This window comes from Microbispora amethystogenes, from assembly GCF_016863015.1.
Classification (GTDB): Bacteria; Actinomycetota; Actinomycetes; order Streptosporangiales; family Streptosporangiaceae; genus Microbispora; species Microbispora amethystogenes.
The window spans coordinates 169,743-190,464 of record NZ_BOOB01000014.1 but is presented as its reverse complement, the minus strand read 5'-3'; the positions used below and the strand labels follow the sequence as shown (position 1 = coordinate 190,464).

Annotated in this window: 22 protein-coding genes and 2 tRNA genes; 10 read left to right on the top strand and 14 right to left on the bottom strand. The window is 69.3% G+C overall.

Annotation, left to right across the window (positions count from 1 at the left end; translation table 11 throughout):
* Nucleotides 1-86: 86 nt before the first annotated feature.
* The 3 genes from Mam01_RS10490 (at nucleotide 87) to Mam01_RS10480 (ending at nucleotide 2,858) form a co-directional block, all read left to right on the top strand.
* Nucleotides 87-989 carry a MurR/RpiR family transcriptional regulator gene (locus Mam01_RS10490; protein WP_150932192.1) on the top strand — a complete coding sequence of 301 codons (903 nt, stop codon included), beginning with the start codon at nucleotides 87-89 and terminating at the stop codon, nucleotides 987-989.
* 169 nt (nucleotides 990-1,158) lie between these two features.
* Nucleotides 1,159-2,115 carry a TIGR03885 family FMN-dependent LLM class oxidoreductase gene (locus Mam01_RS10485; protein WP_204285169.1) on the top strand — a complete coding sequence of 319 codons (957 nt, stop codon included), beginning with the start codon at nucleotides 1,159-1,161 and terminating at the stop codon, nucleotides 2,113-2,115.
* A gap of 122 nt (nucleotides 2,116-2,237) precedes the next feature.
* Complete coding sequence (locus Mam01_RS10480) at nucleotides 2,238-2,858, top strand: TOPRIM nucleotidyl transferase/hydrolase domain-containing protein (protein ID WP_204285168.1); 621 nt, start codon at nucleotides 2,238-2,240, stop codon at nucleotides 2,856-2,858.
* A 156-nt stretch (nucleotides 2,859-3,014) separates the two neighbouring features.
* On the opposite strand, the gene Mam01_RS10475 is transcribed toward Mam01_RS10480, so the two are convergent.
* Complete coding sequence (locus tag Mam01_RS10475) at nucleotides 3,015-4,025, bottom strand: HEAT repeat domain-containing protein (protein ID WP_204285167.1); 1,011 nt, start codon at nucleotides 4,023-4,025, stop codon at nucleotides 3,015-3,017.
* Nucleotides 4,026-4,031: 6 nt separating this feature from the next.
* A complete protein-coding gene (locus Mam01_RS10470; RefSeq protein ID WP_204285166.1) occupies nucleotides 4,032-4,700 on the bottom strand; it encodes a HEAT repeat domain-containing protein in 669 nt (222 codons plus the stop codon).
* A gap of 267 nt (nucleotides 4,701-4,967) precedes the next feature.
* On the opposite strand from Mam01_RS10470, the gene rph reads away from it, so the two are divergent.
* Together rph and Mam01_RS10460 are read left to right on the top strand one after the other, a co-directional pair.
* A complete protein-coding gene (gene rph, locus Mam01_RS10465; RefSeq protein ID WP_204285165.1) occupies nucleotides 4,968-7,562 on the top strand; it encodes a rifamycin-inactivating phosphotransferase in 2,595 nt (864 codons plus the stop codon).
* 256 nt (nucleotides 7,563-7,818) lie between these two features.
* On the top strand, nucleotides 7,819-9,552 hold the full coding sequence (locus tag Mam01_RS10460) for a WD40 repeat domain-containing protein (protein WP_204285164.1): 1,734 nt from the start codon (nucleotides 7,819-7,821) through the stop codon (nucleotides 9,550-9,552).
* 21 nt (nucleotides 9,553-9,573) lie between these two features.
* Here the strand turns inward: Mam01_RS10460 and Mam01_RS10455 are convergent, their stop codons facing one another.
* The 5 genes from Mam01_RS10455 to Mam01_RS10435 all read right to left on the bottom strand — a co-directional run bounded on the left by Mam01_RS10455 (nucleotide 9,574) and on the right by Mam01_RS10435 (nucleotide 11,185).
* Entirely contained in the window at nucleotides 9,574-9,966 is a 393-nt protein-coding gene (locus Mam01_RS10455; RefSeq protein ID WP_204285163.1) for an AQJ64_40280 family protein, read from the bottom strand.
* A 93-nt stretch (nucleotides 9,967-10,059) separates the two neighbouring features.
* Nucleotides 10,060-10,144 (bottom strand) — tRNA-OTHER (locus tag Mam01_RS10450).
* Between the two features lie 95 nt (nucleotides 10,145-10,239).
* Entirely contained in the window at nucleotides 10,240-10,488 is a 249-nt protein-coding gene (locus tag Mam01_RS10445; protein WP_150932203.1) for a hypothetical protein, read from the bottom strand.
* Nucleotides 10,489-10,833: a DUF6247 family protein gene (locus Mam01_RS10440; protein ID WP_204285162.1), complete on the bottom strand. Its 345-nt coding sequence runs from the start codon at nucleotides 10,831-10,833 to the stop codon at nucleotides 10,489-10,491.
* A 184-nt stretch (nucleotides 10,834-11,017) separates the two neighbouring features.
* Complete coding sequence (locus Mam01_RS10435) at nucleotides 11,018-11,185, bottom strand: hypothetical protein (RefSeq protein WP_204285161.1); 168 nt, start codon at nucleotides 11,183-11,185, stop codon at nucleotides 11,018-11,020.
* A 69-nt stretch (nucleotides 11,186-11,254) separates the two neighbouring features.
* Between Mam01_RS10435 and Mam01_RS10430 the strand changes: the two genes are divergently transcribed.
* From Mam01_RS10430 to Mam01_RS37290, 4 genes are all read left to right on the top strand, one after another.
* Nucleotides 11,255-11,794 carry a winged helix-turn-helix domain-containing protein gene (locus tag Mam01_RS10430; RefSeq protein ID WP_204285160.1) on the top strand — a complete coding sequence of 180 codons (540 nt, stop codon included), beginning with the start codon at nucleotides 11,255-11,257 and terminating at the stop codon, nucleotides 11,792-11,794.
* Nucleotides 11,704-12,339, top strand: a complete 636-nt coding sequence (locus Mam01_RS10425) for a transposase (protein WP_204285159.1) — start codon at nucleotides 11,704-11,706, stop codon at nucleotides 12,337-12,339. The genes Mam01_RS10430 and Mam01_RS10425 overlap by 91 nt, the downstream gene beginning before the upstream one ends.
* Nucleotides 12,340-13,404: 1,065 nt before the next feature.
* Nucleotides 13,405-13,848 carry a TolB-like translocation protein gene (locus Mam01_RS10420; RefSeq protein ID WP_204285158.1) on the top strand — a complete coding sequence of 148 codons (444 nt, stop codon included), beginning with the start codon at nucleotides 13,405-13,407 and terminating at the stop codon, nucleotides 13,846-13,848.
* A 74-nt stretch (nucleotides 13,849-13,922) separates the two neighbouring features.
* On the top strand, nucleotides 13,923-14,051 hold the full coding sequence (locus Mam01_RS37290) for a hypothetical protein (protein ID WP_275408937.1): 129 nt from the start codon (nucleotides 13,923-13,925) through the stop codon (nucleotides 14,049-14,051).
* An 83-nt stretch (nucleotides 14,052-14,134) separates the two neighbouring features.
* Here Mam01_RS37290 and Mam01_RS10415 read toward each other — a convergent pair.
* The 7 genes from Mam01_RS10415 to Mam01_RS10385 form a co-directional block, all read right to left on the bottom strand.
* Nucleotides 14,135-14,206, bottom strand: a tRNA-Val gene (locus tag Mam01_RS10415).
* Nucleotides 14,207-14,221: 15 nt separating this feature from the next.
* Nucleotides 14,222-15,193 (bottom strand): ROK family protein, encoded by a 972-nt coding sequence (locus Mam01_RS10410; protein WP_239101193.1) that lies wholly within the window; start codon nucleotides 15,191-15,193, stop codon nucleotides 14,222-14,224.
* Complete coding sequence (locus Mam01_RS10405; RefSeq protein WP_150932235.1) at nucleotides 15,190-15,534, bottom strand: hypothetical protein; 345 nt, start codon at nucleotides 15,532-15,534, stop codon at nucleotides 15,190-15,192. Before Mam01_RS10405 ends, Mam01_RS10410 begins: the two co-directional genes overlap by 4 nt.
* A gap of 72 nt (nucleotides 15,535-15,606) precedes the next feature.
* A complete protein-coding gene (locus Mam01_RS10400; protein WP_204285157.1) occupies nucleotides 15,607-16,062 on the bottom strand; it encodes a peroxiredoxin in 456 nt (151 codons plus the stop codon).
* Between the two features lie 72 nt (nucleotides 16,063-16,134).
* Nucleotides 16,135-16,563 (bottom strand): DUF3052 domain-containing protein, encoded by a 429-nt coding sequence (locus Mam01_RS10395; RefSeq protein ID WP_150932239.1) that lies wholly within the window; start codon nucleotides 16,561-16,563, stop codon nucleotides 16,135-16,137.
* A 141-nt stretch (nucleotides 16,564-16,704) separates the two neighbouring features.
* A complete protein-coding gene (locus tag Mam01_RS10390) occupies nucleotides 16,705-17,112 on the bottom strand; it encodes a secondary thiamine-phosphate synthase enzyme YjbQ (protein WP_204285156.1) in 408 nt (135 codons plus the stop codon).
* Nucleotides 17,113-17,121: 9 nt separating this feature from the next.
* Nucleotides 17,122-17,316 carry a DUF1918 domain-containing protein gene (locus tag Mam01_RS10385; protein ID WP_150932243.1) on the bottom strand — a complete coding sequence of 65 codons (195 nt, stop codon included), beginning with the start codon at nucleotides 17,314-17,316 and terminating at the stop codon, nucleotides 17,122-17,124.
* Nucleotides 17,317-17,893: 577 nt separating this feature from the next.
* Here Mam01_RS10385 and aceE point away from each other — a divergent pair.
* Nucleotides 17,894-20,593: a pyruvate dehydrogenase (acetyl-transferring), homodimeric type gene (gene aceE, locus Mam01_RS10380; protein ID WP_507762926.1), complete on the top strand. Its 2,700-nt coding sequence runs from the start codon at nucleotides 17,894-17,896 to the stop codon at nucleotides 20,591-20,593.
* Nucleotides 20,594-20,722 lie beyond the last annotated feature (129 nt).

Sequence of the window (20,722 nt, the reverse complement as noted above, 5' to 3'; positions counted from 1 at the left end):
GTGCGAGGATCCCTTGTGCGACCGGGCGGCGCAGGGCTCCGCCGAGCCGGCGACCCGTGGTGACCGGTTATGCCGAAGGAGGCAGCGTGCCCGGCCCGACAGAGCCGCGTACCGTCGCGGCCCAGCTCCGCGACGCGCTTCCGCAACTCCCGCGGGCCGAGCAGCGCGTCGCCCGCGCGCTGCTGGCCAACTACCCCACTGCGGGGCTGGAGCCGCTCACGACCGTGGCCACGCTGGCGCAGTCCAGCCCGGCCACGGTGCTGCGGCTGGCCTACCGGCTGGGGTTCCAGGGCTATCCGGAGTTGCAGCAGGTGCTCAAGCGCGAGACCCAGCAGCGCTACTCCTCCCCGCTCACCCAGTACGACGAGCCGGTCGGCGAGGACGGCGAGGCGAACGACGACGCCGGGGTGCTCGGGCGTTCCCGCCGGGTGCTGCTGGAGGCCACCGCGATGACCTTCGACCAGCTCCCCGAGGGCGAGCTGGTCAAGGCGGCCGAGTTACTGGCCGATTCCGCCCGCCGCGTGTCGGCGGCCGGAGGCCGGTTCAGCACGATCCTGGCGCACTATCTCATCGCGCACCTGCACCAGCTACGCCCGAACGCCACCTACATCAGCGGCTCCACGGCCGACCACGCGGTGCACCTGCTCGACATGGGCCGGCGCGACGTGCTGGTGCTGTTCGACTACCGGCGCTACCAGCGCGAGTCGATCGCCTTCGCCCGCGCGGCGGCGGCCCGCAACGTGAAGATCATCCTGTTCACCGATCCGTGGCTGTCCCCGGCCGCGGCGGTGGCCGACGTGGTGCTGCCGGGCCAGGTGCGCTCGCCGTCGCCGTTCGACTCGCTCACCCCCGCGGTGGCGCTCATCGAGACCCTGATCGCCGCGGTGGTCGAGCAGCTCGGCGAGACCGGGAGGGCACGCGTCGCCAAGTACGACCAGATGGCCGACGATGTTCTCCGCGCGGAGGACACCGGCCCGCAGCCGGTCTGACCGCCGCACTGGGCGCCGCCTGCGGCAGAGGACGGCGCGAAGCAGGCGGGAAGACCGGCGGCCGGGCTGCGGCTCAGCCGTCTCCGCCGGTACGGCCGGTATGGCCGGTTAGCCCAGAATGGCCCCGGCGGCGGTTGGGCCGGGCTCCACCGGGGTAGCAGCGCGGCGCATGACGGAGTATGGAATCCACGCCTCCCACGAGCAGATCCCGCCCGCCGACCTTCTCACCGCGATGATCGCCGCCGAGCGTGCCGGCTTCGACGGCGCCATGTGTTCCGACCACTTCTCTCCCTGGAGCGAACGTCAGGGCGAGTCGGCCTTCGCCTGGTCCTGGCTCGGCGCCGCCCTGCAGGCCACCGGGCTCACCTTCGGCGTCGTGAACGCCCCCGGGCAGCGCTACCACCCGGCGATCGTCGCCCAGGCGATCGGCACCCTCGGGGCGATGTTCCCGGGCCGGTTCTGGGCCGCGCTCGGCAGCGGCGAGTACAGCAACGAGCACATCACCGGCGAGCAGTGGCCGCGCAAGGAGGTCCGCGACGCCCGCCTGCGCGAGTGCGTGGACGTCATCCGCGACCTGCTCGACGGAAAGACGGTCACCCATGACGGCCTGGTGACCGTCGACCGCGCCCGCCTGTGGACCCGCCCGGACACCCCGCCGCCGCTGATCGGCGCGGCGGTGAGCACCGGTACGGCGGCCCGGTGCGCGGAGTGGGCGGACGGCCTCGTCACCGTCAACGCCCCCGAGAACCACCTGCGCGAGATGATCTCGGCGTACCGCGACGCGGGCGGACGCGGGCCGGTCTGCCTGCAGGTCCACCTGAGCTGGGCGCCGACCGAGGAGGAGGCGGAGGCGATCGCCCACGACCAGTGGCGCAGCAACGTCTTCGGCCCGCCGGTCTCCTGGGACCTGGAACTGGTGGAGCACTTCGACGTGGTCTCCGAGCACGTGACCGTCGAGCAGGTGCGGGGTGTGGTCAACGTCTCCGCCGACCTCGACCGGCACATCGACTGGCTGCGCGGCTACGCCGATCTGGGCTTCGACCGCCTCTACCTGCACCATGTGGGCCAGGACCTGCTGCCGTTCATCGACACCTTCGGCGCGAAGGTTCTGCCCGCGCTGCGCTGACGTCCGGCGGACCGCCACCCGTCGTACGGCGGGTGGCGGTCCGCCCGCGCGTGCGGTCGGCGGGAGCCCCGCACCGGAAAAATGGGTACGAAACTCCCCGCATGAGGTGCCAGGCTGAGCGGATGACCCGCACGCATACCGTGGTCCTGGTCGAAGGGATCAGCGACAGGTCGGCCGTCGAGGCGCTGGCCGCCCGCCGGGGCCGGGACCTCGCCGCCGAGGGCGTCTCCCTGGTGGCGATGGGCGGCGCCACGAACATCGGGACGTACATCGGCAGGTTCGGCCCTCCCGGACGCGATCTGCGGCTGGCCGGCCTGTGCGACGCCGGTGAAGAGGGCGCCTTCCGGAGGGCGCTCGAACGCGCGGGCCTCGGGCCCGGTCTCACTTCCGGTCTCGGGTCCGGTCTCGGGTCCGGTCTCGGGTCCGGTCTCGGGTCCGGTCTCGGCAGGAGCGATCTGGAGGCGCTCGGGTTCTTCGTGTGCGTGGCCGACCTGGAAGACGAGCTGATCCGCGCCCTCGGCACCGCGGCGGTGGAACGCGTCATCGAGGCCGGGGGCGAGCTCGGGTCGTTCAGGACACTTCAGAAGCAACCCGGATGGCGCGGGCGCAGCACGCACGACCAGCTACGGCGTTTCATGGGAGCAGGCAGCGGCCGCAAGATCCGCTACGCGGGCCCGCTCGTCGCGGCACTGGACCCCGATCGCGTCCCGCGCCCACTGGACGCGCTGCTGGCCCACCTGTGAGCCGCTCGCTCACGCGAACGAGCCGCCCCTGCCAATCCGCCCCTGCAAGCTCCCGCGCCAGGCCGAGCCGACCGTGGCGATGGCCGGTCCTGGGCGTGATCTCGTCGGGCCCGGACGGGGACCGGGGCGCGGGCGGTACGAATCGGCACGCCGCCGTTATCGATGCCCCTCGTCGCGCAGCGTGAGGACGTATTTCGCGGTGAGCGCGACGGCACGGTCCTCGTCCTGTGACAGGTCCGCGAGAGCGCGTGACGTCGTGGCCCCGGGGATGTCCGCGAGCGCCTGCGCCAGCCGCAGACGTGCGGACGGGTCAGCGGCGCCATGGGCGAGGCGGCCGGCGAGCCCGGTGGCGATCCGGTCCGCCAGTCCGGGATCACTCGCCAGCGCGCCCAGCGCGTCGGCCGCGTCGACGTCGTTCGCCCCCTCGACGATCATGTCGATGAGCGTCGGGACCGCTTCGGCCACTCCACGTGCCCCGAGCGCCAGAGCCGCACATCTGCGGACCACGACGTCGCTGTTGGTGAGGGCGTCCCGCAGCGACGCGGTCGCCGCGCCGTCCGGAATCTCGGCGATGGACTGGACGGCCCGTTTCCGTACGTCGGCCACCGGTGAGCCGAGGCCCTCCGCCAGGAGTTCCACCGCGCCGTCGCCCGATCGCGCCAGAGCCCATCGAAGCGTCCCGGCGACGTTCGGGTCCGTCTCGCTCAGCGCCGCCTCGACCAGAGCCTCCACCGGCACCTGAACCTCTTCGGCCGAGGACAGGGCCGCGCGCTGGCGCTTCCCGGCGCTGTCCGACCCGAGGGCCTGCAGGAGCGCCACGATTCGGAGGACGTCCTCCCAGTCGGCGGGACCCGCGGCACCGATCCGGCGCAGTCGCGTGAGGAGTTCCGTCTCCGCCGCGATACGTTCCCGCGACTGGCGGATGAGGTCGTCGACGAGCTCCGAGGGCGCGAAGCCGGGATCGTCCAGCGCTCGCCCGACGTCGCGCAGCGACAGCCCCAACGACCGCAGGCTCTCGATATGGAAGATCCGCCGGATGTCCTCGCCGGAGTACTCCCGATAACCGGACTCGGTGCGGCCCGTCGGCCGCACCAGGCCGAGCGACTCGTAATGCCTGAGCATCCGGGCGCTGACCCCGGACCGTCGTGCCACGTCACCGATCAACACGGCCTGTCATCCCTCCTGGCCCCCCGTTCCGAGGACCGCGACGCGCTTCGCCTCCTCGATCGCGAACTCGAATCCCGCGTCCGGATCGCGCAGCAGCCGTTCCGTGGCGTTCGCGTGCTGACGCACGCGAGGGTCGCGGCTCGTCATCGCGGCGCGCAGGACCGGCGTGATCACCTCGCCGAGCGCGATCAGCGCCCTGCTGAGGCTCAGCTGCGTCTCGCGCCCGCCGCGTCCGAGCTGTGTCGCCAGCACTCCGGCCAACTCGGATTCCTCACCTTCGGGCACGAGTACGACCGCCGCTCGCCAGGCGCTCCGCGCCACCTCGTCGTCGCCGTCGGTCAGCAGCTCCCGTGTGAGCGCCGGCCAGGCCCGCCGATCCCCGATCTTGGACAGCGTGTGCAGCGCCTGGCTTCGTGCCTGCGCACGCTCCGAGCGCAGTTCGCCGACGAGCGCCGGCACCGTCGTCGTCGGCGAGTGGCGGGTGAGCGCCCAGGTGAGCATGTCCCGCACGTAGAAATCGGGCTCGATCGCGCATCGTTCGACGAGCTTGCCGACGAACCGCGGGTCCGGCGCCGTGCCGACCGCGAGCACCGCCCGCAGCCGCACCGACGAGCTGCCGCTCTCCAGCCCCTGGAGAGCTCGCGTCGTGGTCGTGTCCTCTTCTGGCGTGGTCATCGGGATCGCCTCCTTGGCCACAGTGAAGGCCTTATCACTGTGTCAAGGTCAAGCGGGGCCACGTTAGGGGATGTCCACGGGCCGACGCCGGCAGTTCAGTCCCGGTGCCGGGGGGATGTCGGGGTTCGCGCACGAAGCGCCGCACTACTCCCCTCCAGTTTCACTGTATAGCAGATCGGCGAACCTCATGAGGCTCAAAAAATTGCTTCATACTGCCCGTCGCGAACCGATCCGACGAGCGATGGAGCGACGGAATTGCGCTACGTGATGGGTTTCCAGCAAATCGACTCGACGAATGTCGCGGAAGTCGGCGGAAAGGGGGTGCATCTGGGCGAGCTGTCGCGAATCGACGGCATCCGCGTGCCGGACGGCTTCTGCGTCACGACGGACGCCTTTCAGCGGATCGTGGCCGAGGTGCCGTCGATCGACGCCCAGCTTGACCTGCTGTCCCGCGTACGGCCGGACGACCGCGCGGAGATCCGCACCCTGAGCGCGGATGTCCGCCGCGTCGTCGAAGGCGTCGCGATGCCCGACGATCTTGTGGCGGCGATCGGCGAATCGCTCGCCCGGCTCGGGGACGACGCCTCCTACGCGGTGCGCTCCAGCGCGACGGCCGAGGACCTGCCGACCGCGTCCTTCGCCGGCCAGCAGGACTCGTACCTGAACATCGTGGGCCTGGCGGAGATCCTCCGGCACGTCCGGCGGTGCTGGGCCTCGCTGTTCACCGAACGGGCGGTGACCTACCGGCTCCGCAACGGCTTCGACCACCGGAAGGTGCGGATGGCCGTGGTCGTCCAGCGGATGGTGTTCCCGGACGCGGCCGGGATCCTGTTCACCGCCGACCCCGTGACCTCGAACCGGAAGATCGCCACCGTGGAGGCCGGTTGGGGGCTCGGCGAGGCGCTCGTCTCCGGTCTGGTCTCCGGCGACGTCTACACGGTGCGCGACGACCAGGTCGTGGCCACGACCGTCGCCGCCAAGCCGCGGTTCGTCCAGGCGTCGCCGGGAGGCGGTACCCAGGAGGTGCCGGTCGAGCCGCAGCGGCAGACGCGGCCGGCCCTGACCGATGCGCAGGTCGTGCGCCTGGTGCGGCTGGGCCGGCGGATCGAAGCGCACTTCGGCCGGCCGCAGGACATCGAATGGTGCCTGGCCGGCGACGAGTTCCACATCGTCCAGAGCCGGCCGATCACCACCCTGTTCCCCGTCCCCGTGACCGACGACCAGGACAACCACCTCTATGTCTCCGTCGGTCACCAGCAGATGATGACCGACGCGATGAAGCCGCTGGGACTCTCCCTGTGGCAGCTGACGACCCCCCGGCCGATGCACGAGGCGGGCGGGCGGTTGTTCGTCGACGTCGCTCCCATCCTTGCGACACCCGCCGGCCGCGCGAACCTCATCGGGACCCTGGGGAGATCCGACCCGCTCATCCGGGACGCGCTGCAGAGCGTCGTCGACCGCGGCGACTTCCTCCGCTCGCTTCCGGACGACGACTCCGGCGGCGCGCCCGCCGGCGGCCCGCCCGCCCCGATCGAGACCGACCCCGCCGTCGTCACCGAGCTGATCCGGCGCGGTCAGGAGTCCGTCGCCACCCTGCGGCGCGAGATCCAGGGCCTCTCCGGCCCGGCGCTGCTCGACTTCATCCTGGCCGACATCGCGGAGCTGAAGCGCGTCCTGTTCGACCCGCGGAGCATCCAGGTGATCATGGCGGGGATGGAGGCGGCCTGGTGGCTCAACGACCACCTCGAGACGTGGCTGGGCGAGAAGAACGCGGCCGACGTGCTCACGCAATCGGTCCCCCACAACGTCACGTCGGAGATGGGGCTGGCGCTCCTCGACGTCGCGGACGCGATCCGGCCGTACGCGGACGTCGTGGCGTTCCTGCAGCGCGTCGCGGACGAAGGCCGGGAGGGAGACGGCTTCCTCGACGAGCTGACCGGGCTGCCCGGCGGACGGGAGGCACGTGACGCCATCCGGAGCTACCTCCACGAGTACGGCATGCGCTGCACGGGCGAGATCGACATCACCAGGACGCGCTGGAGCGAGCGACCCGCCACGCTCGTGCCCAGCATCCTCGGCAACGTCAGGAACTTCGAGCCGGGCGCCGGCAAGCGACGCTTCGAACAAGGACGCCAGGAGGCGCAACGAAAAGAAGAGGACCTGCTGACGCGGTTGCGCGCCCTGCCTGACGGGGAGCAGAAGGCCGAGGAGACCAAGCGGATGATCGACCGCGTCCGCACCTTCGCCGGATACCGGGAGTATCCCAAGTACGGCATGGTCAGCCGCTACTTCGTCTACAAGCAGGCGTTGCTGCGGGAGGCCGATCGCCTCGTTCGGTCCGGCGTCCTGCGGGAGAAGGACGACATCTTCTTCCTCAGGTTCGAGGAACTGCGTGAGGTCGTACGCACCGACGACGTGGACGCCGAACTCATCCTGGAAAGGCGGGAGGCGTTCCGGTCGTACGAGGCGCTCACGCCGCCCCGGGTCCTCACGTCGGACGGCGAGGCCGTCACCGGCCGGTATCTGCGTGACGACGCCCCGCCCGGCGCACTGGTGGGCCTGCCGGTCTCGGCCGGGACCGTCGAAGGCCGTGCCCGCGTCGTCCTGGACATGGCGCAGGCCGACCTCGATGCGGGCGACATCCTGGTCACCACCTACACCGACCCCAGCTGGACCCCCCTGTTCGTCTCCGTCGCCGGACTGGTGACGGAGGTGGGCGGCCTCATGACGCACGGAGCGGTGATCGCGCGAGAGTACGGCCTGCCGGCCGTCGTGGGAGTGGAGCAGGCCACCCGGCTGATCCGGGACGGCCGGCGGATCCGCGTCCACGGAACCGACGGGTACGTCGAACTCCTCGACTGAACCGAGGAAAGCCCTACAGTGATCGTCGAATCATCCGTCCCTGGGGGAGCTGTTGCGGGTGAGTGTGGTTCGCAGACCTTTGTCGCTGCTCCTTTGCCTGCTGCTGGCCGGACCCGCGCTCCGTGCGTCAGCGGCTGGGCCGCCGAAATGGCCGTACGCCTCGAAACCGTGCGAGGAGACGGCCAAGACGCCTGTTCCCCGCTCGTTCGGGCCTCCGGTGGCCCTCGGGGGTGACGGGCACACCAATGTGACCGGTGTGGCCATCGGCCTGCTGGGATCGCGTCCCGTCGCGGTCAGCGCCGGAGAGGAGGGCAGTCTGCGTGTCTGGGACCTTCCCACCCTCGCCCCGATCGGAGAGCCGGTCAGGGTCGGTGGACCGATCAGGGCGATCACTACGAGTCTGTTTCCGGGACACCCGCTCACGCTGTTCGTCAAGGCGGGCCACTCAGAGAAGACAGTCACCGTAGGGCGGTTTCAGGGACAACCGCTGACAGTGACCAGCGGCGATGCCAAAGGTGCCGCGATCGGCCGCTTGCACGGTCGCCCCGTGAAGGTCACCGCCGACGACGAGCTCCACGTGGTCGATGCGGCGACCGGGCGGGAGATCGGGCCGCGGATCCTGCTGGGAGAGGACAACGGAGTTGACGCGCTCGAACTCGTCACTCTGCGCGGCAGGCTCACCGCGGTGGTCAACGACGATGGCGGCGACGAGAACGAACCGGGACCGGATCCCCTCCGTTTCTTCGACCTCGCCAGCGGGAGACAACTCGCGGGAATCGACGGTGATTTCACCACTGTGCGAAAGGCAACGGTGAACGGGAAGACCGTCCTTCTGACCGTGAACCGGCCCGCGGGCAGCGTCTCCATTTGGGACCCCGTCTCGCGCGAGCAGATCGGGCTCCTGCCCGGCAATCCACCGGCCCCCAGTGCTCTGGGCGGCGAATCCTACGGATTTTCGCGGCCGGCCTTCATCGAGGTCTCACTGGCCGTGGGAGAACTGGGCGGCCGGCCGATCGCGGTGACCGGAGGCGGTGACAACACCGTCCGGCTCTGGGACCTCGGCACCGCGAGGCAGCTCGCCGCGACCGTCCCACCCGGTCACACCGACGAGATTCTGGCGATCGCGGTCAGCGAGTCGAACGGACGCCCAGTAGCGATCACTCAGGGTTGGGATGACCGGAGGATCCAATGGGACCTCGCCACGGGACAGAGAATCTCCGCTCCGCCCCCTGACACCTACGGCTCCCTCGACGGCATCCCGGCCGATCGTCTGCGTGACCGCACTGTCGTCGCGGACCGAACGGGAGGCGGACGATTCCGGGATCTCGTCGCCTCCAGCCTGGAGGAGGCTCTCGCCAGGGGCGAAAGGACGGCGCCGTTGGTCACCCGGGCCGGTGATCGCACCGTGCTGTTCGGCAGGAGCGGAGCCAGGGCATGGATAAAAGACCCGGTCACGGGTGCGGAAATCGGAGCCCCGGTGAAGATCGGTGCCACCACTCCACTGCAGCTCACGACTCTGGCCGAAATCGACGGCAGGCCGGTTCTCCTCGTCAGCCTGAACGGAACGACCCGCATTCTGGATTTCCAGAGCGGCCGCCGCATCGGCGAGGTGAGCGGGGTCAGCTCCAGCGAATCCCCGATCGCGGTGGCCCGCGTACGCTGTACGACCGGTGTCCTCACCAGACGCAGCGGTCGCGTCTATTTCTGGGATCTGCGGACCGGTCGCAAACTCACGCCCGCTCTCCGAGGGCACGGCACGCGCGTCCTCCACATTCTCACTGGGCGACTCGGCGACATCCCGATCGCGGTGACCGCCTCCCTGGGCGGCGAAATCCGTGTGTGGAACCTGCTCGACGGACGGCAGATCGGCGAGCCCCTCATAGCTCACAATCGGTTGATCGTCATGGCACTCGGCTACGTGAACGGGCACACCGTCGTGCTTGCCGGCGGCAAAGCCGAGAAGGTCGTGATGTGGGATCTCGGTCGGTAGGCATGTGACCGATGAACGCCGTTACGTTCCCTCGCCCAAGGCGTTCGCGCGAGCGGTCTCCGCCTTCTCACCCAGCAGGTAATGCACGGTCGTGCCCGGCAGAGTGGGCAGTTCCGCCCAGTGGGTGATCGGATCGTCACAGTCCCGCGGCTCGTCAGGGTCCCGGCCGTAGGGCAGGCGGACGACACCGTCAGAGTCGACGAAACAGTCGCGGTACTCACGCCCGTCCTCAGCGAAGTGACGGGTGGTGAAGTACATCGGCCTCACCAGCCAGAATTCCTGTCCGGCGTCCGGATCACGCTCGTCCGTATCGTCGGACGCGAAACGGCCCGTGATCGCGGCGGCCACGGGCATTCCGTCCCCCGGCAGCCTCTGCCGCGAGTCCACCCACTCCACCTCCGCGCGCATGTCCATCCCCGCTCCGATCTTCTGTCAGATACGGCCAGTTTCGCATTCCCGCATCTTCCCGATGTTCCTCGACTCAGGAGCGCGTTGGCGACGACGGCTTGGTGGGCGGTACTGGGTTCGAACCAGTGGCCCCTCGCTGGTAGGTCAGCCCGGGAACGGGCGGGACCAGCGCCTATACCCGCCCTGACCTTGGCGTACGGTCCACCGTTGTCCACCGCCGTCCAGGCTCGTCCACGGCGATGGTCACCCAGCGCGCCGCGCCTGCCGGCAAGCTAGAAACTAGATCCACTGCACGCGAACGATATACACCTCGCGTTGGGGCTCCATGACGAGATAGGTCACCAGCCCACGCTCTCCAAACGGCATGACCCGCATGTTGCCGTCGGGCTTGCTCGGCGATTGCGGTCCACCCGCCCAGGGCTCCAGCTCAACCAGGTCCAGTACCCCGGCCAGATACCGCAAGGCATACTCGGGAAGGGCCGCGATCTGTTCTTGAGCGACGGGATCGGGCTCGACGATCGAGTACACCTACCGCTCGACCCCGCGCTCCGCCAGCAGTTGGCGCCACGTCTTATCACCTCGAGGGATCGACTGGCCGGCGTCAGCCAGTTCCTGGACGCGGGCGGCCCGCTCGTAGGCGTCTCTGCGGCCCTGCTGATCTTGGGCCGAGTCACACGCGATCAGCCACCAGGTGTGGATGAACTCGCTCAACCGACCGAGGTCCAAGCTGGCGCGGACCTCAGCCAGGACGACGTCAAGACCTGCATCGAACCCATCTCGGTCCTGTGGCACGACCAACGCTCTTCGGATGGCACGCAGGTTCTTCTCCGGCAGGGGACCTTCGGGAGTGAACTCCTGCGGTTGCGCGCTCATGCCGTCAGTGTATGTACAGGCGCTCGATGCGGCCCAGGCAAACTCGGGACTTGAGAAGGTGATTTGGCCCGCGGGCCGACGCGCGACTCCAGGACGTGGCTGGCTCACCGACCACTGGGGCGGCACGAGCAGGGGCCACTGCCTGGCGAAGATCGAGATGAGAACCAGTGCCGTAGGGGCCGTGTCAGCGCCCCATCTCGGAGCGCGGCATCTCGTGCCGCTCGGCAAGGTCCGGCTCGGCCTCGAACGACGCGAAGAACGGAAGGTCACGCTCCACCGGGGCGGGCTCGTCCAGACGACCACGGATCAACTCCAGAGCCGGGCGTAGCTCTGACTCCGGCAACTGGTCCACGAGATACGGAACTTAAATGGGTCTTTTCGGTGAGCTGACGAGGGCTGGTCTGATCTGTATGACCAGGGTGTGCGGTATGCCCAAGGCGGCGGCTTCACCCCCCAGGAGCAGCGGCGTCGCGAGCAGGTACGGCTGCGAGCAGCCGAGATGTTCGCACAGGGGGTCACGAACGCGGCGGTAGCCAAGACGCTGCGGGTCACCCAGAGGTCGGTGGAGCGGTGGCGGCGCGCCTGGCGCGAGGGCGGCACGGCGGCGCTGGCCTCAGCAGGCCCGCACGCGCTGCCCCGGCTCAGCCCCGCGCAGTTCGCCCGGCTGGAGACCGAACTGCAACGCGGGCCGCTGGCGCACGGGTTCGCCGACCAGCGCTGGACGCTGATACGGATCAAGACGCTGATCGGCCGGATGTTCCACATCGGCTACACCCTGCAGGGGGTGTGGTACCTGCTGCGGCGTAACGGCTGGTCCTGTCAGCGGCCCGCCCGGCGGGCGATCGAGCGTGACGAGGCCGCAATCGAGGTGTGGAAGAAGGAGGTCTGGCCGCAGGTGGAAGATCCGCGGCGGCCGACGGCGCCTGGATCTGCTTCGAAGACGAAGCCGGTCAAGGGCTGAGGCCGCCTGTCGCTCGTACCTGGGGCCGGCGCGGGCACACCCCGATGATCCACGTTCGCGGGCGCGGGAGCGGACGGGTGAACATTGCCGCCCTGGTCTGCTACAAGCCCGGCGAACGCTCCCGGCTGATCTACCGCCTGCACGTCTACCGGGGTCGCAAGGGCGAGTCCAAGACCTTTGGCTGGACGGACTACCGCGACCTGATCCTGCACGCCCACGCCCAGCTCGGCGCGCCCATCGTGCTGGTCTGGGACAACCTGAACCTGCACCTGGTGCCCGGGATGAAGACCTTCGCCGCCGAGCACGCCGACTGGCTCACCATCGTCCAGCTCCCCGCCTACGCCCCCGACCTCAACCCCACCGAGGGCATCTGGTCCCTGCTCAAACGCGGTGCCCTGGCCAACCTCGCCGCCGCCGACCTGCCCCAGCTCGTCCGCGTCATCAAGCGCGCCCTGAAGAAGATCCAGTACCGGCCCCACCTCATCGACGGCTGCCTCCCACCGACCGGCCTGGCCATGAGGACAAGAGTCGACATCACGAATTAAAGATCAGTAGTGCAGTTCCTCGCGCATGGCGCTCATGCCTCCAGTCTGGGTGTCAGGCAGGACGAAGGTAGAAGTATTGGGCGTAGCCCGGCCCAAATAAGGTCGGTGAGGACCGTGAGAGCGACTGAGCTCGCTCGGCCGGGCAGCCGCATGAGAGGCGAAGTGCCGTAAGAGGAGCCCCAGGTTGCTGGTACGGCCCCTCTCTTGCAGCCTCTGAGATTGCTTGCCATCGCTTGTAGACAGAAACGTTAGGAATTTCACAGATCAAACAGAACCGGACGCTCAGATCGCAATACCATACCTACTCTGCATGCGATTTCTGGATCTTGACGACGTATCCGACACCACAAGATGATCTACATATGTTGCCACGCGCAGGTGTCACCACGGCAGGTTTACTCGTGCTGGCGCTGGTGGGCGCCTGCGGCGACAACGGCGGGGATCACGCCTACGAGCGGGTCTCGCTCAAGGACCGGGCGTCCTCTACGGCTTGCGCGATGTCCTCACCGTCAGCGTTGCCATCTCTCCTCGCCACAGTCGCGCAATCGTCAGATTTCCGCAGCCGTTTCCCCGCCGCTGCCGATGGCGACCTCTTCGCCCCTGCCGGTCACCGGCCCACCGCGATTCTTTGTCACCGCGAGGGCTCCACTCGCACGCTTTCCGAATAAGTCCAAGACGGCAATCTTCACTCCGGTACGGCCCGCCGTGCACGACGCCACAACCGGAGAGTTCCTGGCCGCCATCCCGCTGCCGGAAGGAGTGCGCTCCTCCTGGTAAGTGCTAACCGCAGCACCCGACAACCGCACCTTCGTACTGTCCGGATGGACCGGGCCAGACTCTACCCTCCGGTTCTTCCGCGTCCACCTCGCCGAGGACGGGTCGCCGAGCGACCCGATACCCGTCCCCGGACTCGAGAGCGACGCACTGGGCGCCGGGTACATCCTCGCCCTGAGCCCGGACGCCACCAGACTGGCCTACGCCGCCTCCATCCCGGGTGGAGCGAAGATCTCTGTTGTCGATCTCGCCACCGGGCAGCGCCGCGACTGGAGCATGCGAGCGTCCGTGGTGACCGGCCTGGCCTGGGCCCCGGACGGTCAGCGGATCGCACTGGTGGTCGGTGGCTGGGGCATCGGCGTCCTCGACCTCGGCTTGAAGGGATCCGATCTGCTGGCCGCCACCCGTCTCGTCAAACCGAGCAACGACCTGCCATTCCTGGAGTCCGTGGCTTATACCCCCGATGGCAGGGCTCTGATCTGCTCGGCCGGTCATGCCATCATGCGTATACCGATCGAGGGTGGGGAGGAACCGCGGGTTCTCGCGCGGGTGACGTCGCCAGCCGACGCGTCACTCACCCTCCGTTTCAGCCTTGATGGAACCGGCCGATACCTGCTCTACGTGCACCGATGGCGGGGCTTCCGAGTCGATCTTGCCAATGGTTCGACCACGCCGATGCCGATCAAGACCGATGAGCACCCCGGCGAGGGCGACTCCCCGAACGCCGCCTGGTGATGACCCCATCCGAGGGCCATTGCGCGGGCGGCGGTCGACGCGGTCGCCAAGCAGTTCTCCGCGACCTGGCATGCATGGGCCATGACAGCGTGCGCGCCGCGATGATCTACCAGCACCGCACGGCGGAGGCGGACCACAAGATCGCCGACGTCATGAACGGCAAGATCACACAGGTCCTACCGGCCGAGGCGAGTGGTCACTGAACAAGATCGATTGCGTTCGCTAATGGCACGTTAATGGCACGAGCCCCGTTTTCCCTGATGGGAGACGGGGCTCTTTTCGCAGGTGGGCGGTACTGGGTTCGAACCAGTGACCCCTCGCTTGTAAGGCGAGTGCTCTACCGCTGAGCTAACCGCCCGGACCGGTCTACACCTTACGACACGGACCCGCCTCTGAGCACATCGATAGGCCAGTCCGCTCCCGCGTCCTGCTCCCCCGCCGCCTGCCAGCCCAGCAGGGCCGCGCCCAGCATGCCCGCCCGGGTCCCGAGGGCGGCCGTACGCAGGGGCGGAGGCTCCTGGAAGGTCAGCCGTCCCGCCAGCCGTTCCCTCAGGGGGTCGAGCAGCGCCGCGCCGGCCTCCGACAGGCCGCCGCCGAGGACGATCAACGCGGGGTCGAGCAGCAGCACGTACGACGCGAGGGCGATGGCCAGGGCCTCGATCGCCTCGCCGAACACCTCGGCGGCCGCCGCGTCCCCCGCGACCGCGAGTTCCACCACCTCCTTGGCGGTGGCCGTGCGCCCCGAACGGACTGTGAAACGGCGGGCGAGGGCCGAGGCGGAGGCGTAGGTCTCCAGGCAGCCGGTCTGCCCGCAGGCGCATTTCTCCCCCGCGGGCCAGACGGGCGCGTGCCCGATCTCGCCGCCCCAGCCGTGCGCCCCACCGTACGGATCGCCGCGCAGCACGACCGCGCCGGCGATGCCGGTGCCGATGGGCAGGAAGAGGAAGTCGGCGACGCCGCGCCCCGCGCCGAACACGCTCTCGGCCAGGCCGCCCGTGCGGACGTCGTGCCCGAGGCGCACGGGGACGCCGGAGGGCACGAACGCCTCGGCCGGCACGTCCCGCCAGCCGATGTTGGCCGAGTAGGCGGCGGTGGCGGAGGTGACGATGCCGGGGACGGCGAGCCCGACCCCGGCGGGGGGACCCGCGTACCGCGACCGCCCGAGCTCGGCGATCTCGCCGACGTAGGCGCGCACCGCCTCGACCACCGCCTCCGGGCCGTTCTCCCGGCCCGTGGGACGGCCGGTGAGGACCGTGACCTCGCCGGCCCGGGTGACGAGCCCGCCCTTCATCGAGGTGCCGCCCACGTCGAGCGCGACCACGTACGGCACGGGCGGACGCGTCACGGGCGCCCGAGCACGCGGCTGAGCGCGGCCTCCACCTCCGCCGCCAGGCCGGACGAGCCCGAAGGCCCGGCGGACGCCGGCGAGCCGGAGGAGCCGGCCGCGACGAGCGGCTCACCCGCGCGGGCGAGCCGAATCTCTCCGCAGGAGCGGCACTCGATCTCCCCCAGGCGGCAGATCAACGCGATCGAGCCGCACGAGGCGCACGTGTCGAGGTCGAGGTCGTGCACACGCTGGCAGTCCGGGCAGACGAGCACCTGCGCCTCGCGGCGTACGGCGCGCTTCCAGGGGCTGGCGCCGCGTACGGGGTCGATCTGCCGGGCCCCGCACCTGTAGCAGGGCATCGTGGCCTCCAATGGGGCGAGTGGGGGGACGAAACCGTATATGTCAATGCCCGGAATCAGGCGATGAAACGATCAGACTGCCGCGAGCGCCTTGCGATACTCGTCGAGGTCGCGTGCGGAGCCGATCGGGTTGACGACCTTCCAGCGCACGACGCCCTCGGCGTCGATGACGAACGTGCCCCTGAGGGCGAGCCCCCTGTCCTCATCGAGGACACCGTACGCCCGTGCGACCTCACCATGGGGCCAGAAATCCGACAACAGAGGAAACGTGAAGTTTTCCTGGTCGGCCCAGGCACGCTGGCTGAACATCGAGTCGACCGAGACCGCCAGCACCTGGACGTCCGCGGGCAGTGAGCCGGCGAACTCGTCGCGGATCGCCGCGAGTTCGCCGTGGCAGACGGGGCTGAACGACAGGGGGTAGAAGACGAGCACCACTCGCCTGCCCCGCAGGTCGGAGAGCCGCACGGGGACACCGTGCTGGTCCTTCAGCGCGAAGTCCGGAGCCCGCTGCCCGACCTCAACCGTCATGAGCAGTCCCTCCCAGGTGTCCGCCCATCAGCCTGCCGTACGGCATCCCCGGGCCGTACGGCAGGGCGACGCTCAGCGGCGGGCCTTCGGGGCGACGAGCCTCGTGCCCGACCAGTCCCTCGCGGCGCTCACGCTGCTCGTCTGGGAAAGCCCGGCGGTCGCCGCGTCCTCACCGATGTCGCTGGGCTCCACGTGGCCGTCGCGCCCCGCCTTCGGGGTGAGCAGCCAGATCTGGCCGCCGTCGGCGAGTGCCGTCATCGCGTCGCTCAGGGCGTCGAAGAGATCTCCGTCCCCGTCACGCCACCACAGCAGCACGACGTCGACGACGTCCTCGTAGTCCTCGTCCACCAGCTCGTTGCCGGTCAGGTTCTCGATGGACTGGCGCAGCGCCTCGTCGCAGTCCTCGTCCCAACCGACCTCCTGCACCACCTGACCGGCTTTGAGGCCGAGTCTTTCGGCCAGGCCGCGCTCGCCTTGCGCCTGACCCGCGGTCGCGCTCACGTTCGTCCCTCCTGCTTGGGGTGACCCCGCCCATGTCTGCGGTTGTCGCGGCTCATTGAGAGCCATGCTTCGGCACAGTCCACACGCTGCGACCGGTCGTCGTCAACGGTCGCCACGACGGGTGACCCGCACCGTTATCTCTTAATCGGTCAAAAACGACAAACGGACCCGCCTGTCGGGGTTGTCGACGTTGAGGTCGACCAGGGCGACCGACTGCCAGGTCCCCAGCGCGAGACGGCCCCCCAGGACGGGAACCGTGGCGTACGGCGGAATGAGTGCGGGCATGACATGCGACCTTCCATGCCCCCGGGAGCCGTGGGCATGCCGCCACCGGTCGTCCGAGGGGAGCAGGTCGCCGAGAGCGGCCAGCAGGTCCTCGTCGCTGCCGGAGCCGAGCTCCAGCAGCGCCACGCCCGCCGTCGCGTGCGGGACGAAGACGTGCAGCAGCCCGTCTCCCCCGCAGTCGCGCACGAAGTCCGCGCACTCCCGGGTGATGTCGTGTACGCGCTCCCGCGCGCCGGTCCGCACCTCGATCACCGTCGATTTCACACCGTGATATTACGATCCGCGCTGAGCTGCGACGACGACGGCGTCCGGCCCGGGGAAGACGAGCGCCTCGTGCCCGTCCTCGAACCGCACCAGGAACGGCGGGCCGCCCTCGGGACCGCGGACCTCGATGATCTCACCGTGCTTCTCGTGCTCGCCCACGACGGCGCTGTGCACCACGAGCCGGTCCCCTACCGCTGCGTGCATCTCACTCCTCCCCCTCTTCCAGAGCCTGGTACGGCTATCGCCACCTGGAAAGGGGAGAAACCCTGCCCTCCACAGAGGGAGGGACAACTCATACCAAAACGTTACGTAAGCCTACAGATCGGCCCATGACCAAGGTGAACACCCGGGACACCGCCCGTCCACCCCTCTCCGGGCCCGTACGGAACGGCCCGGGTGAAGCGGCGCCGGAGGGGGTAGGGGGCAGCGGACGGCGCCTGGGGTGACCAGGGGGAACGCCGCCCGTTCGCTCTGGGGGAAACCCCGGGGCAACAAGGAATGTGCAGTCTGCGAAAATCGTCCTACCATCGGTGGTCTAGGCCAAGCCGCATCCGCTGCCAGCGGGGACGGTTCGGTTACCGGGAAGTAGAGATGCGCTTTCCGGTGGGACGAGACAGGATGGAAGACGACCGCAACGCCGCGACCAAGCGCTGAGCGCATCGCTGCAGGCAACACCGACGTAACAGATCCGACGAGACCAAAGTCCATTCTCGGAAGGCGAGACCCAGTGGCTTCCGGACGCCAGCGTTTTTCGATCATCAGTGACGGCCTACCCAGCCAGTTGCCTGATGTCGATCCGAGCGAGACCAACGAATGGCTCGAATCGCTCGACAACGTCATCAAGACCGAGGGCCGCACCCGCGCCCGCTACCTGATGCTCCGGCTGCTCGAGCGCGCCCGGGAACACCAGGTCGGCGTACCCGGCCTGCGCAGCACGGACTACATCAACACCATTCCCCCCGAGCGCGAGCCCTGGTTTCCAGGAGACGAGTACGTCGAGCGCCGCATCCGGGCCTACATCCGCTGGAACGCGGCGGTCATGGTCACCCGGGCGAACGCGCGGACCAACGTCGGCGGCCACATCGCCACCTACGCCTCCGCCGCCTCCCTGTACGAGGTGGGCTTCAACCACTTCTTCCGCGGCAAGGACCACGGGGAGTCGGGCGACCAGATCTTCATCCAGGGTCACGCGGCCCCGGGCATCTACGCCCGCGCGTTCCTGGAGGGCCGCCTCGACGCGGCCCAGCTCGACGCGTTCCGCCAGGAGCTGTCGCACGGGATCAAGGGCCTGCCCTCCTACCCGCACCCCCGGCTCATGCCGGACTTCTGGGAGTTCCCCACGGTCTCGATGGGCCTCGGCCCGATCGGCGCGATCTACCAGGCGCGGTTCAACCGCTACCTGCTGAGCCGCAAGATCAAGGACACCAGCCGCAGCCACGTCTGGTGCTTCCTCGGCGACGGCGAGATGGACGAGCCCGAGTCGCTCGGCGCGATCGGCGTGGCCGCCCGTGAGGAGCTCGACAACCTCACCTTCGTCATCAACTGCAACCTGCAGCGGCTCGACGGTCCGGTGCGCGGCAACGGCAAGATCATCCAGGAGCTGGAGTCGTACTTCCGCGGCGCCGGCTGGAACGTCATCAAGGTCGTCTGGGGCCGCGACTGGGACCCGCTGCTGGCGGCCGACGTCGACGGCGTGCTCGTCAACCAGATGAACACCACCCCCGACGGCCAGTTCCAGACCTACTCTGTCGAGTCGGGCGGCTACATCCGCGACAACTTCTTCGGCGGCGACCCGCGCCTGCGCAAGATGGTCGAGCACATGTCGGACGACGACATCCGCAAGCTGTCGCGCGGCGGGCACGACTATCGCAAGGTGTACGCCGCGTTCAAGGCGGCCCGTGAGCACGTCGGCCAGCCGACCGTCATCCTGGCCCAGACGATCAAGGGCTGGACGCTCGGCAAGGACTTCGAGGCGCGCAACGCGACGCACCAGATGAAGAAGATGAGCAAGGCCGAGCTCAAGGAGTTCCGCGACCGGCTCTACCTGCCCATCCCCGACAAGGACCTCGACGCCGACATCCCGCCGTACTTCCACCCCGGGGAGAACAACGAGGAGATCGCGTACATGAAGGAGCGCCGGGCGGCGCTCGGCGGCTACCTGCCCAAGCGGGTGGTCCGCGCCAAGCCGCTCAAGCTCCCCGGCGACCCGGTGTACGCGGGCCTGCGCAAGGGTTCGGGCAAGCAGAACGTCGCGACCACGATGGCGTTCGTCCGCCTGCTCAAGGACCTCATGCGCGACAAGGAGATCGGCGCGCGGTTCGTGCCGGTCATCCCGGACGAGGCCCGCACGTTCGGTGTGGACGCGATGTTCCCGACCGCCAAGATCTACTCGCCGCACGGGCAGACGTACGAGGCGGTCGACCGCGAGCTGCTGCTGTCGTACAAGGAGTCGACCGAGGGCCAGATCCTGCACGAGGGGATCAGCGAGGCCGGGTCGATGGGGTCGGTCATCGCGGCCGGCAGCTCCTACGCCACGCACGGCGAGCACATGATCCCGGTCTACATCTTCTACTCGATGTTCGGGTTCCAGCGGACCGCCGACCAGATGTGGCAGCTCGGCGACCAGATGGGCCGGGGCTTCCTGCTCGGCGCCACGGCCGGCCGCACCACGCTGAACGGCGAGGGCCTGCAGCATGAGGACGGCCACACCCCGCTGATCGCCTCCACGAACCCCGCCGCCGTGTCGTACGACCCGGCCTGGGGGTTCGAGATCGCGCACATCGTGCGGGACGGCCTGCGGAGGATGTACGGGGAGCGGCCCGAGGACGTCTTCTACTACCTGACCGTCTACAACGAGCCCTACCCGCAGCCGGCCGAGCCGGAGAACGTCGACGCCGAGGGCATCCTCAAGGGCCTGTACCTCTTCGCGCCCGCCGCCGGCGAGGGGCCGAAGGCGAACATCCTGGTGTCCGGCGTCGCCGCGCCGTGGGCGCTGGAGGCCCAGCGGATGCTGGCGGAGGACTGGGGCGTGTCGGCCGCCATCTGGTCGGCCACCTCCTGGAGCGAACTGCGCAGGGACGCCCTCGCCGTCGAGGAGCACAACCTGCTCAACCCGGACGCCGAGCAGCGGGTGCCGTACGTCACCACCAAGCTGTCCGGCGTGCCGGGGCCGTTCGTGGGGGTCAGCGACTACATGCGCGCCGTCCCCGACCAGATCTCCCAGTGGGTGCCGGGTGACTGGTCCTCGCTCGGGACCGACGGGTTCGGCCTGTCCGACACGCGTTCGGCGCTGCGCCGCCACTTCCACGTGGACGCGGCCTCGATCACGCTGGCGGTGCTGACCCAGCTCGCCCGCCGGGGCGAGGTCAAGGCCGAGACGCTGCAGGAGGCCATCGCCCGGTATCACCTCAAGAACGGGGTGACCGAGGTGACGGCCCAGCAGACGCCGGAGACCAACGACACCCAGTCCATGGGCGTCTGACGCGGCAACGATCGACATCGGCGGCCTCCGCCCTCCGGGCGGGGGCCGTCGGCGTGTCACCGGCGTAACCGGCGCGTACGCGACGACCGCCGCTGTGTGGCAGGCTTGCGGTTGACTTCCGGGAGGGGT